The organism is Pseudovibrio exalbescens (assembly GCF_028737195.1).
Lineage (GTDB): Bacteria > Pseudomonadota > Alphaproteobacteria > Rhizobiales > Stappiaceae > Pseudovibrio > Pseudovibrio zosterae.
The window spans coordinates 947105-961905 of sequence record NZ_JAQZAJ010000001.1; the positions used below are offsets into that span (position 1 = coordinate 947105).

16 protein-coding genes are annotated in these 14801 nt (G+C 54.1%); 3 read left to right on the forward strand and 13 right to left on the reverse strand.

All coding sequences use genetic code 11. From position 1 onward, the window contains the following. The first annotated feature begins 524 nt into the window (after positions 1-524). Positions 525-1598, forward strand: a complete 1074-nt coding sequence (locus tag PUV47_RS04465; protein ID WP_274217263.1) for a hypothetical protein — start codon at positions 525-527, stop codon at positions 1596-1598. An 82-nt stretch (positions 1599-1680) separates the two neighbouring features. On the opposite strand, the gene PUV47_RS04470 is transcribed toward PUV47_RS04465, so the two are convergent. Genes PUV47_RS04470 through PUV47_RS04480 form a run of 3 tightly spaced genes read right to left on the reverse strand, consistent with a single transcriptional unit; the run spans position 1681 to position 4300 of the window. Continuing rightward, positions 1681-2031 carry a DUF1491 family protein gene (locus PUV47_RS04470; protein ID WP_274217264.1) on the reverse strand — a complete coding sequence of 117 codons (351 nt, stop codon included), beginning with the start codon at positions 2029-2031 and terminating at the stop codon, positions 1681-1683. A 33-nt stretch (positions 2032-2064) separates the two neighbouring features. After that, positions 2065-2820, reverse strand: coding sequence for a peptidoglycan-binding domain-containing protein (locus tag PUV47_RS04475; RefSeq protein ID WP_274217265.1), 756 nt, complete (start codon positions 2818-2820; stop codon positions 2065-2067). 16 nt (positions 2821-2836) lie between these two features. Beyond that, positions 2837-4300 (reverse strand): sensor histidine kinase, encoded by a 1464-nt coding sequence (locus PUV47_RS04480; protein WP_274217266.1) that lies wholly within the window; start codon positions 4298-4300, stop codon positions 2837-2839. A gap of 609 nt (positions 4301-4909) precedes the next feature. Here PUV47_RS04480 and PUV47_RS04485 point away from each other — a divergent pair. After that, positions 4910-5506 carry a DUF5330 domain-containing protein gene (locus PUV47_RS04485; RefSeq protein WP_274217267.1) on the forward strand — a complete coding sequence of 199 codons (597 nt, stop codon included), beginning with the start codon at positions 4910-4912 and terminating at the stop codon, positions 5504-5506. 153 nt (positions 5507-5659) lie between these two features. Next, complete coding sequence (locus PUV47_RS04490) at positions 5660-6091, forward strand: SufE family protein (protein ID WP_274217268.1); 432 nt, start codon at positions 5660-5662, stop codon at positions 6089-6091. Here PUV47_RS04490 and PUV47_RS04495 read toward each other — a convergent pair whose 3' ends face one another. The 10 genes from PUV47_RS04495 to PUV47_RS04540 all read right to left on the reverse strand — a co-directional run bounded on the left by PUV47_RS04495 (position 6092) and on the right by PUV47_RS04540 (position 14518). Then, on the reverse strand, positions 6092-6817 hold the full coding sequence (locus PUV47_RS04495) for a DUF6456 domain-containing protein (RefSeq protein WP_274217269.1): 726 nt from the start codon (positions 6815-6817) through the stop codon (positions 6092-6094). Between the two features lie 5 nt (positions 6818-6822). Then, on the reverse strand, positions 6823-7269 hold the full coding sequence (locus PUV47_RS04500; RefSeq protein WP_274217270.1) for a helix-turn-helix domain-containing protein: 447 nt from the start codon (positions 7267-7269) through the stop codon (positions 6823-6825). A 464-nt stretch (positions 7270-7733) separates the two neighbouring features. Next, complete coding sequence (locus tag PUV47_RS04505; RefSeq protein ID WP_274217271.1) at positions 7734-8150, reverse strand: MucR family transcriptional regulator; 417 nt, start codon at positions 8148-8150, stop codon at positions 7734-7736. A 437-nt stretch (positions 8151-8587) separates the two neighbouring features. Beyond that, the gene (mnhG, locus tag PUV47_RS04510; RefSeq protein WP_274217272.1) at positions 8588-8941 is read right to left on the reverse strand and encodes a monovalent cation/H(+) antiporter subunit G; all 354 of its coding nucleotides are present in this window, start codon (positions 8939-8941) and stop codon (positions 8588-8590) included. Next, positions 8938-9291, reverse strand: a complete 354-nt coding sequence (locus PUV47_RS04515; protein WP_274217274.1) for a cation:proton antiporter — start codon at positions 9289-9291, stop codon at positions 8938-8940. Before PUV47_RS04515 ends, mnhG begins: the two co-directional genes overlap by 4 nt. After that, entirely contained in the window at positions 9288-9767 is a 480-nt protein-coding gene (locus PUV47_RS04520) for a Na+/H+ antiporter subunit E (RefSeq protein WP_274217275.1), read from the reverse strand. Before PUV47_RS04520 ends, PUV47_RS04515 begins: the two co-directional genes overlap by 4 nt. Further along, a complete protein-coding gene (locus PUV47_RS04525) occupies positions 9764-11356 on the reverse strand; it encodes a Na+/H+ antiporter subunit D (RefSeq protein WP_274217276.1) in 1593 nt (530 codons plus the stop codon). Before PUV47_RS04525 ends, PUV47_RS04520 begins: the two co-directional genes overlap by 4 nt. A 2-nt stretch (positions 11357-11358) precedes the next feature. Next, complete coding sequence (locus PUV47_RS04530) at positions 11359-11736, reverse strand: Na+/H+ antiporter subunit C (RefSeq protein ID WP_274217277.1); 378 nt, start codon at positions 11734-11736, stop codon at positions 11359-11361. Next, positions 11736-12155 carry a Na+/H+ antiporter subunit B gene (locus PUV47_RS04535; RefSeq protein ID WP_274217278.1) on the reverse strand — a complete coding sequence of 140 codons (420 nt, stop codon included), beginning with the start codon at positions 12153-12155 and terminating at the stop codon, positions 11736-11738. The genes PUV47_RS04530 and PUV47_RS04535 overlap by 1 nt, the downstream gene beginning before the upstream one ends. Next, entirely contained in the window at positions 12152-14518 is a 2367-nt protein-coding gene (locus PUV47_RS04540; RefSeq protein ID WP_274217279.1) for a putative monovalent cation/H+ antiporter subunit A, read from the reverse strand. Before PUV47_RS04540 ends, PUV47_RS04535 begins: the two co-directional genes overlap by 4 nt. Positions 14519-14801: the final 283 nt, after the last annotated feature.

The window sequence follows — 14801 nt, forward strand, 5'->3', positions numbered from 1 at the left end:
GCTTACACACAAAACACTTCTTGGCATGAAATGCCGAAAGTTCATTCCAGTAGTTTGAGCCGTCAATGCTCGCTTTGAAACCATAGGTTCAGGCCTGCCCGCTCGGGGTACAGGCCCTCAAAGATCTTCATGATCCTGCTTATGAACCGCTGCACCCTCTGTAATTTGAGGGATGGTCCCGATTCTTGATCTCAAATCAAGCCCCCACCGTTCCTGACGCACACCAGTGAACAGGTGAATCTGTGCCGGCCCACTTGGTTTGGCTTTCGCCTGCCGTTCACAGTACCGACGGTTTTTCGCCCTTGCGGCGTAAAAGTCATACACAGTGCCCATGTGAGTTCCCTTCCCTACTCGCAAAACACGTGACGCTTCTCCAACGACATTTCTGTTTCAGGTCGATTAAAAGCTCATCAGAGTTAATCGCCTATAAATTATTTACCCCTACTTTTATCAGGGTGTTTTGTGCCGAGGCTATACGCGTTGCCTCTGATATTTTTGATACTGAGTACTGCGTAGATCAGATCATGAAAGCGAAAAGCTCTCGTCGCTCGACGGAAACTCTAAAGCCGCGAAACCTCTCTGGGGTCCTGCTTGATGCTACTGAGGCTTTTGTCTCCAGCCAGCGCAGTGATCCCTCCGAAAAGAGAATGTTCCGCGAGCTCGCCCGCGAATACCTGCCGTACGCGGATATTTCATCCCGGTATCAGGTCGCTCAACTACTGGCCAACTCTACCAAGGCGCCAGCAGAGCTTCTTGAATCTCTTGGCCGAGATGCAGACCCGGATGTCAGCGGACTGACGCTCCAACATGCCGATGGGCTATCAGAAGCGTATCTTCTTGCCGCTGTCGAGAACGGGCCACAGCACCGGCGCGATGCCATATCCAAACGGGTTGATCTACCAAAATCCGTTCTTGCTGCATTGCTATCACGAGAGGCTGACGCGACGCTGACCAGCTTCAAAGAACAGTCACCAAGCCTTTCAGCAAATACGCGCTGCACACATACTGCACAGCAGATACACACTTCCGGAATTAAGTCGTTTCTCTCTCTGCCCCCTGTACATCGCCTGTCCATCTTACAGAAATATGAAGCTCAGGCGCGAGAAGCAGAGATTTTCAACCCACACGGTGCCATTACCACTGGCAGATTGGCCAATTGCAATCAGCATGAGCTGGCCATGACTGTAATCACCGGCAAAGAGGGTGGTATTGAAGCGCTCCTGCGAGAGTACACCTCTCTGCCCTCTTCCGACATAACCGAGATGCTGGAGGACAAATCCGGCCATTGTCTCCTGATTGTTCTCAAGTCACTTGGGTTTGAGAAAAAGTACTGTGGCTGGATATTGCTGCACCATCTGGGCACAGAGCTGAAGCTGGAAACGCTTCGGGAGCTGCTTGCGCACTACAATGGGTTTTGCGAGCACGCTGCCCACCTGATCTTGGAAAGCTGGGCAAATGGTGCCGAACAAAAGTCCATTCGGCACTTTGCCATGTACATGGACACCCCAGGGGTACGCGAGCGGGCTCTCAATCGCTTGCGCAAAGCACGTCAACAGTCGGGTACGACCTCAGCACCGAAGATGAGTGCGCTAAACTAAGTTACTGACATTCCTGAGATAACAGGGAGGCCACGCGGCGGAAGAGTTCACCTTGCAAGGTGTCTCCCGCCGCGTGAGCTGATCAGATGCCCCCATCCTTGGCGATCTCAAGAAAATGGCGACCTTCTTTGTCTTCCACTTCAACCTGCCAGAAGTCATCATCCATGCGTGCTTCCTTTTCGAGGCGCGTGATGATCTCGAAACGGTCCACGCCGCTCAGGAGCTGTTCAAACTCTCGATCGAGCGGCTTTTCTTCGGCGAAAAAGCTCTGTGGTGCAGGGCCAAACAGATCGTAGGTGCCATCAAGGCGGTCAATGGAGACGAAGATCGCGCCAGCCTCCGTTGCACCGCGCTTCAAGATGCCAGCGAAGGCACCAGCAGCAAAGCACTTCCGGATGTAAGCAGTGACCCAGAACTCAGAGGTTACGCGCATGAGGATACCCAGGTCTGCTGACCGCCATCCAGACTAAAGGATCTGGATGCCACTGATCTTTTCCAACTCTCGGACAAGTGACTCGCGGAGCTGGCCCGTCACCTCAAGCCCACGGTCCTTTTCAAACTGCTTTACAGCTGCAGTGGTTTGGCCGCCCACAACACCATCAACCGTCAGCGGACCATAGCCCAGATCGGCAAGAACCTGCTGTACGGCCTGCACCTTGTTCGTGCTTGCGGAAATCTGATCGGCAGTCAATCTGCCAGATTGGGAAATGCCTGGCGCAGTGCGTGGCTTGGGAATGCTTGCGGTCTGCACACCCAACGGTCCGCTGTCCATCGTCAAGCGTGCAAGCAGCCGAGAATTAACAGTGCCGGTCTCTGGGAGGCCTCTTGCTCTTTCATAGGCAAGCACCGCGCGCTTGGTCGCAGGTCCCTCAAGGCCGTCTACAGTGCCGGGATAGACCTTCAAACGGCGCAGTTCCCGCTGTACATCCTTCACCAGAGCCAGTTGCTCCAGCACCTGCGGATCTACCGCGGTCGCAACCGAACTTTCAGAGAGAACAGCCCGGGTAGCAAAAAGGGGCGCAGGATGCTGCCCTTCCTGAAAGATGAGCGCATTTCCTACGATCAAACAACCGGTTATACCCATCAAGATCGCCGTGGTCGTGACAAACGACCGGCTCGCCGGTTGGCGCCCTACGTCCTGTTCCGTTCCCAAGGAGTATTCGTAGTGTGCGTCCAACTCCTCGTGATCATCATGGGTGCGTGCTGGCCTTCTACGCGCCATTTACTCAATACTCCACTCACGCGACACATTTCTCCGGCAATTCTACTGTCTCGTGGGAGGGATCACACTCCATAGCCTCATGGGTGACAGGAAGACGGACCACTACACAGGTACCCTGCCCCTTGCGACTATTGATTTGGAACTGCCCCCCTTGGCGCTCCGTCAACTGTTTGGCCAGCGCCAAGCCGAGTCCATTGCCTTTATTTGGAACGAGCCTAGCGGACTTAGCCTGAACAAATGGTTCACAGACGTGTGGAAGGTCTTCTTCGTCGATGCCAATACCCGTATCCGACACCTGAATACTAACCAGATCGGGCGAGCGTGTGGCAGAAACCGTTACGGCACCACCCTTTCTGGTAAATTTGACGGCATTTGAAAGCAAGTTTGTGAGAATCTGTTGAACAGCTGTGGGATCAGCCAACACAGCCCCAAGGTCAGCTGCGAGATCGAGGTTCAGATCGATTCCCCCCTCCTGCGCAGTCGGACGCAGCAGCGAGACACACTGATCGAGGCAAGCTTCCAGCTCGAACTCCGAGAGTTCAATGGCAAGCTCCCCTGCTTCCAAATGGGCCAGATCAAGTATGTGATCGGTGACAGTGGCCATGTGGCGACCTGTCGACCCGATCAGTTCCAGATACTCACGCTGAGTGTTCTCCGGAATGCGGTAGTTGTTGGCGTTCAATAGAAGCTCGGAGAAGCCCACAATGGCGTTGAGCGGCGTCTTGATTTCATGACAGGCGAGCGCCACTCCATTGTTGCGCAAGGCAAGCTGATCTTTGAGGGTGTCAATCTGCCTGTCGAGCTCCACCCGGTGGCGGTGCTCAAAGGTGACATCAACGAAATACGCTTTCTGGCTGGCATGGTAGGCTGCGGGCCAAACGCCTTCAGCGCGGCTGAACTCCACCAGATAGTAGCGCGTTTCGCCGTGATCACTTTCGGTTCTTACGCGCACTTGTTGAGGGGTGCCGGTTGCGCAGTTTTCTGTTTGCGCCTTCAAAAAGAGATGCCGGTCATCGGAATGCAGGCGCTGAAACAGACCACGTGCGGTGACCATTCCCCCGCCCCAATGAAGCACCCTTGAAAAGGCATTGGACGTGTACCGAATTTCACCCTCTGCAGAGAAAAGGCAGAATGCCTCTCTGGTTTTTTGCAGGTGAAGGTTCTCTGTCGCAGCCTGTGTTTCCAGCTCTGTGCGGAAATGGCGATGTGCCCACGCCATGCGCAGACCGATGAGAAGCCCTTGCGCAAAAACCAAGAGCTGCCACCCGCCCTGATCCAGGCTGGTCGCAGGTGCGCCGAGGAGTTTGGAGGCAACGACGCCGGAAAAGGCAATTGCAGACACACAACCAACAGCAACAGACCCGGTGCGATCGCGGCGCAGGACCGGCTCCATGAAGCCCGCAGCAGCGATCAGCGCAGCACTGAGAAGAGAGATACCCGCAACCCAAGCTCCTATAAGAATCGCTAGGGCCGATATCACGGCAACAGAAATCTGCGCTAGTCTCTCAGCTCCGCTCCGAGAGACGACAACCAATATACCCAGATGGCATAATAACCAGCCGACACAAATCCAAAGCGCAGGCGTTATCTGCGTTGCCATCAACACAAGTAATGGGAAAGAAGCAAGGGCCACGAAGCCAGCAGCAAGACATGACCCCACCCAAGCACGATGACGAACGAGGCGCCACTGACTGGTTAAGGCGCTTGGGTGCAAAAGACCATCTAAGCAACTGATAATCAACGAAGAACCCTGCGGTTTACTCAATACACTAACCTGCCGCAGATACACCACGACTCCCCCGGCCCTTAAGCCTTCATCAGTTAAACCGTTGCCCTTTAAGGAAGGCTAAAACCCCATTCGCAAAGCAAGACGTTCACATTAACGCTTGTTTATCCAACAGGCATAACTGGAGCTTGGCAGGCTTAAGTAAAAGTTTAGTCAATTTTGTTTAGGTTTTATCGTGGATTTAATTCAAATCCATCAGGCCTCCTAAACGCGATTTTGGGAGCCTATCGATAACAATTTGATCCAAAAGGCGTTGCGCGTATTAAGCGCATGTTTAAGCCTGTCACGTGCTCGGGTTTGGTTATGTTCTCATTGCTGCGAAAGGTGTTCTGGCTGTCGCTGCTGCTTCTGTTGCTTCCCATTGGCTTGGGCAGCAACGAAGATGCGCCGTCTATTGGCTTCGTACAGGCCATTAACGCTGCGCAAACCACGTTCAGTGACCTTTCCGGTTTTTGCGACCGCAACCCCGACACCTGCGAAACAGGCAGCTCCGTGGTCACCCTCGTAGGGCTCAAAGCAAAACAAGCCGCCCGCCTTGCCTATCAGTACCTGAATGAGGATGATGTTGAAGCGCTTGATGGCGCGCTTTCTGGTGACGAGAACACCATACTCTCCGAGAACGCACCGAGTTTGGACAGCGAGCTTGTGGTCAACACTCCTGATAGCGGTCAACCTGACACAGCACAGAGCGGCACACTAACCTCTGAAGACCTTGAGATACCTTGGAGGCTTGCCAAGGCAGCCGTTGAAGCAGGCGCACTTGACGAACTCAAGCAAAACGCTCAAGAGCGCGCTGGCGCGCTTTTGGCTGACCCCATCGACATCGAGGGCTCAGGCGTAACCACGACAGGTTCGGTTGAAACCGCCATCCCGCTTCCTCGATCAAAGCCAACCAATTAAACTTGCGAGGCCATTCATGAGCCTCCAACGGCGCCCGTGCGGTTGACACGACATTATTCATTGCTATCTGCGTGGATGAGGGCCTGTGTGGTTGCCCCGCATCAGGGAAGCTACTAGAAAGGCCACACAGTTTTGCAAATTGAGTGGATGGTCATGGCAAGTTCAATCGAAGAAATTCTGGATGGGTTCGAGTTCCTGGACGATTGGGAAGACCGCTACAGATACGTGATCGAGCTTGGCCGTGAACTTGAACCCCTCTCTGATGAAGAGCGCAACGAAGCCAATAAGGTGCAAGGGTGCGTGTCGCAGGTTTGGCTGGCAAAGAGCCTTGATACGGGAGCCGATGGCAAACCGCTTTTGAAGTACAAAGGCGATAGCGACGCGCACATCGTCCGAGGTCTCGTCGCCATCGTTCTTGCTCAATATTCAGGCCGCCCCGCTGAGTTCATCGCCAAAGATGACATTGATCAGGTGTTCGACAGGATTGGCCTTCAGGAGCATCTCACACCACAGCGCTCCAATGGGCTGCGGTCCATGGTTCAACGCATCAAGGAAGATGCAAGACTTGCGCTTTCTGCTGCTTGATCACAAGCATACCTCTGCCTTGTCCCCGTCCTGCCAGCTTCGTGAGGTTCGTTGAGCCTTGCTCGCGGTTGCAAGCTGGTAGTGGCGCGCCAAACTGGACAGCCCCAAACCAAGCACAATACGCGCAGTTCTCGCGGGCCATTGGCGTTCAAATTCAACCTGCCGAAGCCCCTTCATAAAGCAGCAGACATCAACTACGACACTTGAAAGCTCCGGCCCCATGGCCTCAATGGCAGCATGGGTACGGCGGCGCGCATTCAACGCTCCCTCTGTCATTTCCTTCTGCCCTCCCTTGGCTCCATCGATGTGCACAGTACGCCAGTTGCTTTTCAGCGATGAGGTCACCTGCCCAAATGCGTAATCTGCGCTGAACTTTTCTGCGGCAACCAACTGCACTTTGGAGATGAACGCCTTGCCATCCTTTGCCTTTCGGCTTGCGAGCCAAGCCAATGGGCTTTCATCAAGCGCGCTGTCCTTGCTGATGGCCATGCCGCTTTTGGCGGCTGTAACAGATGCTTCTAGCCCTCCCTCACAGAGCCCCCGCTTCAGAAAGCGCCGACCGTCCGGTGTGGTGAAAAGGCGTTGTTCCAATTGAACAACGAACTTCTCTGCCAGAGCTTTCTCAAGTGCCTTCGCGAAGCATTTCTGCGCCTCTCCATGGCACAACCCGTTTTTCCCTGAGGCCACTCGAAGAAGCCGAAGCAGATCATTGCGTAGGTTTGACATGGCCTTTACCCTAGCGCTCTCAAATTCTCGGGCTCTGCATACAAAACATCTCGAAGCGCGCACTGCCCTGCGACCGCCCGCTGAATGAAGCGTTCCAACTCGCAGATTTGGCGATCAAAGTTCACGTTGTCCCGCAGATCTTCCACCACACGGCAGGCATGAGCTGCGGTGGTACGGTCCCTTCCAAACACACCTCCCGCTTTCGCCAGAGTAAAACCGAGAGCAACATGAAGTAGATACATGGAGACTTGGCGCGCCAAGGCGACCCGTGCTACGCCCCGCGTCGCGCTTTGTATCGTGTCGGGCGGAAGCCCGAAAGCCAGCGCAACCCGCGCCGTGACAAGTCGCTCCATGGCCTCAATGGCATGATGTTCCTCTACCGCAATTGAAGAGATTGGAACCTGAGAATCTTTGGTGTTGTAGTTATGCTCCCGCGACTGCGTTTTGAACATGGTTACACCTCGCCTGCAAAAGGATGAAATACTTCATGTATTTTTCGATGATTTGCTGGTTCGGCAGGCAGGGGGATAAGTATCTGCGCCCGATATCTCTATAAGGAAGCGCCACTCATTACATGAGTAATTATTCCCCAGAACTCAAATGGACCTAGCATTAAGCAAGAACCACTCATCTAAACAGCCAGATCTTCTAGAATCAAAGTGGCATTCTTCAACCCTAAACAATCGGCAGAGAGGATAAGTATTTTTGATGGAAAATCTGCGCCTGAAGGTTCACCAGTTAATGCAGGACCTTGAGGGGGAGCGCCTTCGGGGCAACAACGGGCATTGGACATTCGATGCCAATCGGCTTGTTGCCGTTCAACTGGAACTGCGACGCAAATTGTTCCAGCATCTAATAAAAAACCGCCGCCCTCGCTGAGAGGACGGCGGTTTCGCGTTCCCAGATTGGAAACAGATTATTTGCCGCGCTTACGCTGCTGACCCAGGCCCATCTTCTTGGCCAGTTCAGAACGAGCTGCTGCATAGTGTGGTGCCACCATTGGGTAGTCAGATGGCAAGCCCCACTTTTCGCGGTATTCTTCCGGTGTCATGTCGTAGTGCGTACGCAGGTGACGCTTCAAAGACTTGAACTTCTTACCGTCTTCAAGGCAGATGATGTAGTCGTTCGTCACAGACTTTTTGATTGGCACTGCTGGCTTGAGCGGCTCTGGCTCTGGCTCAGTGACCGCACCGCTTGTCTTCTGCAGTGCAACGTACACATCGGTGATCAACACAGGCAGATCCGCGGATGCAACAGTGTTATTGCTGACATAGGCTGACACGATGTCTGCTGTCAGTTCAATCAAGTTATTGTCTGCTGGGATCTCGCTCATTTCTCACCCGTTATCTTCAGAAAATCGATTTTAATCTCTTTACACCGTCCGACTGTATTTAAGCAAATACGCATGCAAGGCATGCATACTTTCATGTACCTAGAAAATACAGATGATTCATATGGGCGTAAAACCTGTTGGCCATTTATAGAGATGGCGATACTCTTTCACAAGAAAAAAAAACGCCTCTTTTCTTTAAACCTAAGCTTTTTTTCTGGAAAGCCGTTCGGGCAACTTGTTGAACCGCACTAAACGTTGTGTTGTTGGGAAGTAATTATGGCAGCCTGCCATATTCCGCCCTCCGCTAAGGTCAGGTAGGCGTGCAGTATGGTGAGCCCTATAGGGGAAAACCGCAGATACATTACACGCCGCAACCTGAATCAACAGATGACGGCGTGTAATTCATAGCAGAACTCGCCTTGCGGCAAGCTTGATCCTTATCGGTGCAGATCAGTCTGTGGCTGGGCTGGTACCTTCGGATCAATCACTGTGTCCGTGGTTGGACGATAGCCCACCGAATAAGCCGCACGCGCAATAAGATGCGCTGCAACAGGTGCTGTCAAAATGAAGAAACAGAACCCTGCAAATGCACGGGCAAAGACGCCCAGATCCAGTGCATAGATACCAAGACCAATCAGCATCAAGCCAGAGCCCAATGTGCCCGCTTTGGAGGCGGCATGCATACGCTGGTAGACGTCTTTCAGGCGCAACAGGCCCATGCTCGCGGCAAACGCGAAAATGGCGCCCACCATCAGCAGCAGCCCCACAAGGATGTCGTGCAGTGCCATCATGATTTCTGGTCCTCCTTCACGCAGTAGACGCCGACTTCATCTTCAATGGCCCTGTCATGCACACGCCCTCTGTTGAGAACGAAGCGGGCAAAGGCCACAGTCGCCAGAAAGCCAACCAGACCAAGTGCCAAGGCAATATCGACGTAGAGCACATACTGAGAGCGCACGCCGATTGCTGCCATCAATCCAATGGCAACCGCCACGAGCAGGTCGAGACCCACAATACGGTCTGGCAAGCCTGGCCCCTTGATGATGCGGTACACGATTATGAGGAATGTGACCGACAACAATGCCAACGAGAAGTCTACGGAGAACGCCAGAAAACCGGCAGCGATTTGCTCGAAAGTCATCTGAAGCACTCCATGATCTGACGCTCAAAGCCCTCCTTGATGCCGCGGATCGTTTCTTCCGGATGCGGCACATCAAGACAGTGAATGAACAAGGTTTTGCGATCATCTGACACATCCATGGACAGTGTGCCGGGGGTCAACGTGATCATGTTGGCAAGCAACGTGATCTCGTGGTCCTTGGTCACTGTCAAAGGCAGCGCGATGATTCCAGGGCGCAACTTCATGTTCGGTGAAAGCACGATCACCAACACACGCCATGAAGAAGCTACAACTTCGTAAAGGAAGCTGAAGGCCAGCCCCACCACGCGCCCGGTCCGACCTGCGTACTGCTGGAATGGCACCTGCTCGCGGATCATGTAGAGCGCAACCGAGGAGAGGATGAAACCGAACACCAGGTTCAACGCATCGAAAGAGCCGGAAACCGCGCCCCAAGCGATGGTCATGATCAGGTTGATGAGGAACAGTTTGCTATTCATGGCCACACTCCGAATACAGACTGAACGTAGGCGGTGGGGTCAACCAGTGACGCTGCGCCTTGCGTAGAGATCGCCATGACACCTTCTGGAAACAGTCCCAGATAGATGACAAGACCTGTCAGGATGGCCATTGGCACGGTTACGGTCATCGGCAAGGAGACAGAAGCAACCGTCGCCGTACCATCAGACTGCGGCACCAAGGTCCCATCAACGGTACCTTCCGGGCCACCACGCCAGAACGCGTAGATCCAGTAACGCCCAATGGCGATGGTCAGCAGAATGCCTGAAATCAGGATTGATGCTGCCAGCAGGCTGCGTCCAGATTCAAGAGCACCTTCCACCAGCATGACCTTTGGCCACAAACCTGAGAAAGGCGGCAGACCAGCGACAGCCAACAGCAAGATCAAGGAGACCGCGGCCACCAGAGGACTCTTGTTGTAAAGCCCTCCCAACTCCCGCAGGGAGAATGAGCCCCCGATGCGGTTGATGACACCTGCCAGCAGATAAAGGGCTGTGATGCAAAAGAACGAATGCACCGCATAGAAGATCGCCCCGGCAACCGCCACTTGATTGGCAATCGCCAAACCTGCAATCATGCTGCCTACACCGGAAATCACAATGTAGCCGGTCATGCGGCGAATATCCGTCTGCGCCAGCGCCCCCAGTGCCCCTGCAATCATGGTTGCAATCGCAACAAGACTGATGATGTCACCCAACCACTCGCGCGGTTCAGGCATCAACATGAGCACCACGCGCAGGAGGGCGTAAACACCGACCTTTGTGAGCAAGCCGCCAAAGACCGCCGACACCACCATACGCGGGGTATGGTAGGACGCGGGCAGCCAGAAGTTTACCGGGAATGCAGCCGCCTTCATGGCAAATGCCAGGAAGTAGATGGCTGCGATGCCATAGATTGGCCCCTGCCCTTCAAGCTGACTGACCTTCACGATGATGTCGGCCATGTTCAGCGTCCCAACCAGACCGTAAAGCAGGCCCGTCGCCATCAGGAACAAGGTGGTGGCGACAAAGTTCAGGATCGCATATTTCACACCGCCGTCGATCTGAGCCTTGTCGTTGCCCAGAACAATCATGCCAACGGCAGAGATCAACAGCACCTCAAACCACACATAGAGGTTGAAGATGTCGCCGGTCAAAAATGCGCCGGTACAACCGCACAGCAAGAGGATCAGGAACGGATAGAAGCCATATCGGCGCTCTGATGCTTCAATGGAACCGGCCGCATAGATCGCAGCACACAAGGCCACGATGGAAGCAGACAATGCGAAGAACGCGCCCATGGCGTCAGCGGTAAACGCGATACCGAAGGGTGGCAACCAGCCCCCCATTACCATGGTGACCACGCCGTGATCCAGCACATGGGCCAACAGCCCAATGTTCGAAAGCACCACAAGCGAAATCACGCCGATTGCAATCCACGGCTGGATCGCTGTCTTTTTGCGCAGCATGATCGCCACAGCACCGCCTGCCATGGTCAGAAGCAGTGGCGTGACAAGCAGCCAGTCTGCACCCTGAACAGGCTGGGTTACCATGGCTGCTGCGATATCAACTGTATTAGATGAAACTGCCATGATTAGTACCCCAGCGGTGGCTTTTCGTCGCCTTTCGGCTCGGCCACACGCATTTCAAGAACATCATCGGTCCCCAATTCCTGATAGGCGCGATAGCCCAGTACCAGAAAGTAGGCGAGGAACGAGAATGAGATCACGATCGCTGTCAGAACGAGCGCCTGTGGCAGCGGGTTCGCCGTCTGCTCCAGAGGAAGATAGCTTCCTTCCGGAATGAACGGAGGCACGCTGCGGGTTATGCGCCCGCCCGTAAAGATCAACAGGTTCACGGAGTTACCCAGAATGGCGATGCCCATGAGGACACGCACCAGTTTCTTGGAGAGCATCAGGTAAATCGACGCACTCATCAGAAGGCCAACGAGACTGGCAATGACGAATTCCATCAGTCCACATCCCTTTCTTCCAATGAGAGCGCAATTGACGTGATCGCGCCAACAACAACCAGGTAAACACCGATGTCGAACACCAGCGGAGTACTCAGTTTCAGCTCGGAGCCAAGAAAGTCGAAGATCAACCACTGGCTTGTCATTGGGGGCTGACCAAAGAGATAGCTGGGCAGCACGGACAAGACAGCAATGAACAGACCAATCCCGGCCAGAGACATTGGGTGAACCACCATGGAGCGGCGGACAGCCGCCACCCCGCAGGCGATGCCGTAGATGGCGAACGCGGAAACCGCAATCAGACCACCGATGAAACCGCCGCCTGGCTCATTGTGCCCACGCAGCAGAACAAAGATGGAGAACACCATCATCAGTGCTGACAGATAAGGGGCAATAGTACGGAAGATTACCGTGTTCATTCTGCCACCTCCTTCATCACTTCCACCTCAGGTTTTGGCTGTGCCTTCTTGGCGCGCACGCGAATGAGCGCCAGCACGGCCAGACCTGCGACCATCACCACGGCGATTTCGCCGATGGTATCAAAGCCACGGAAGTCAACGAGGATAACATTCACAAGGTTTCGGCCATGGGCGATGCTGTAGCTGAACTGAGTAAAGAACTCAGGCAGTGTTGCATCGAATGGCAGGCTCACAACGCTCATCAGCAGCATCGCAAACCCAAGCCCCACGCTGCCGGCAATAACACCGTCGATGACGCGGTCTTCCTTTGAGCGTACGTCCTTTGGCTTCAGGTCCAGACGGGTCATCACAAGCGCGAGGATCACGACGGACAGGGTCTCAACCATGAACTGGGTCAAGGACAAGTCCGGCGCCCCAAACAGGGTGTAGATGACCGCCACAGAGAAGCCGGTGATACCGAGTGACACGATACCGGTCACGCGGTTCTTTGCTGTGATTACGGCGTAAAGACCAATCACGGCGAGGATCACAAACGCCCATTCATAGAACGTCAGGTTTTGAAAGCCTTCAAAGGTCGGCCAATTGCCGGTTGTCATCATGGGTACGAACAGCATCAGTGCAACGGCAATGAAGCAAGCCCGCATATAGGTAACCATGGAGCCGGTCTGAACAGTGCGAATGAACTTGTCAGAAGTGATGACAAGCCCGTCCATAAGCTGATCGAAGCCCCTGTCGGGTCCCCAACCGATGGCAGTCAGCGCTCTTCCTACCAGTTCGCGCAGGGTATCGATGCGCAAATAGGCGAAGATACCAAGAGCGATGGTCAGGACAGACATCAACAGAGCCATATTCAGGTGTTTCGGGATAAGATAGAGCTCTTTCCCATAGGTCCCCCCATCAACCGCCGATACCATCGGGTTGATGAAGAAGTAACCGGCGTGAGCTGCAAAAAGACCGAGCAACAAACCTGATACGGCAAGGGTAATTGGCCCGGCCCACAACAGAATTGGCCCTTCATGCGCATGCTTGGGTGTCTCCACTTTTTCACCCATGAATGGCTTGAGGGCAACCGCTGCGGCGAGCGCAAACATCAAGATGTTTCCGCAAAGGGCGGCCAATGAAATCAGGTAGCCTGAGCCAACAGTGCCATAGGCACCATCGTAAAGGATTTCCTTTGCGATAAAGCCGAGGAACGGCGGTAGACCTGCCATCGACAGCGCTGCCAGAACCGCGGCAGCAAACGTGATTGGCATGGCATTGCGCAACCCGCCCAGCTTTGTGATGTCGCGCGTCCCGGCCTCATGGTCAATTGTGCCAGCCATCATGAACAGCGAGCCCTTGAACAGGGAGTGCGCCACCAGATAGAGCACGGCCCCCTTGATGGCGACGGTATTGGAAGCACCGGTCAACATCACCAAAAGGCCCAGAGAAGCCACGGTGGTGTAAGCCAACATGAGTTTGAGGTCGGTCTGACGAATGCCGATGATGACGCCTGCCAGAAGGGTCAGGCCGCCGAAAATCGGCAGAACGGTTGTCCAAAGCGCGGTATCACCCAAGACCGGGTTCAAACGCATCAACAGATAAACGCCAGCCTTCACCATGGTTGCTGAGTGAAGGTAAGCGGATACTGGGGTTGGGGCTTCCATGGCGTTCGGCAGCCAGAAATGGAAGGGAAACTGCGCCGACTTGGTGAAAGCGCCCAAACAAACCAGAATAAAGATGGCCCCGTACAGGCCGCTGTCTCGCAGCACGTCGCCGGAGGCCAGGATTTCGCTCATCTCCATTGAGCCGCCGGCCATCCCGATCAACAGGAAACCGGCCAACAAGGCCATGCCGCCGCTGCCGGTGACAACAAGCGCCTGAACCGCAGAACGACGGGATGCAGTGCGCAGGTTATCGAACCCGATCAGCAGGAACGAGGTGATGGAAGTCAGCTCCCAGAAGATGAACAGGGTGATCAGGTTGTCTGCCAGTACAACACCGAGCATCGAGCCCATAAACAGGAAGAGGAAGGAAAAGAAACGCCCTTGCTGCGGATGTCCTTTCAGGTATCCGCCTGCATAGAGCACAACAAAGGCTCCGATGCCGGAAATCAAAAGCGCGAAAAGAGTTGATAGCCCATCAAGATAGATGGAGAAGGTGACGCCGTAGGTGGGCACCCACTCAAGTCCAAGCGTATGCGTCTGCCCAGCCGCAACACTAGAAACAAGCGAGAGAAAGTGCACGAAGATCAGCGCTGGAACCGCGGCCAATACCCAAGCAGCGTTGTGTTTCAACTTCTGCGTCAGCATTGGTGCGAGCACTGCAGCAACAAAGGGCGCGAGCATCGCCCAAAATGTCGCCTCAACACCAGAAAATGGCATTTAGCACTCCGTTAAAAGGCTAGTCATATGGTTCATTTTGGTCAGCCGAATCGATACCAAAGCATACAATTCAACATCCGAAGACATGACATAATGTGCCCATCGCAAAACGGCAAGTCGATTACGTTGGGTATATTCGATATGTCGCTATGCAAATACACTTATTTGGCTTAGTTCTCCGCCGATAGACATACATCTCTATTTTGTCGCACCCCATTTCTACATAGAGTATTGTGCCTGCGACAATTCTGAGCACCTTACATCCGCTGCGAATACAAAAATG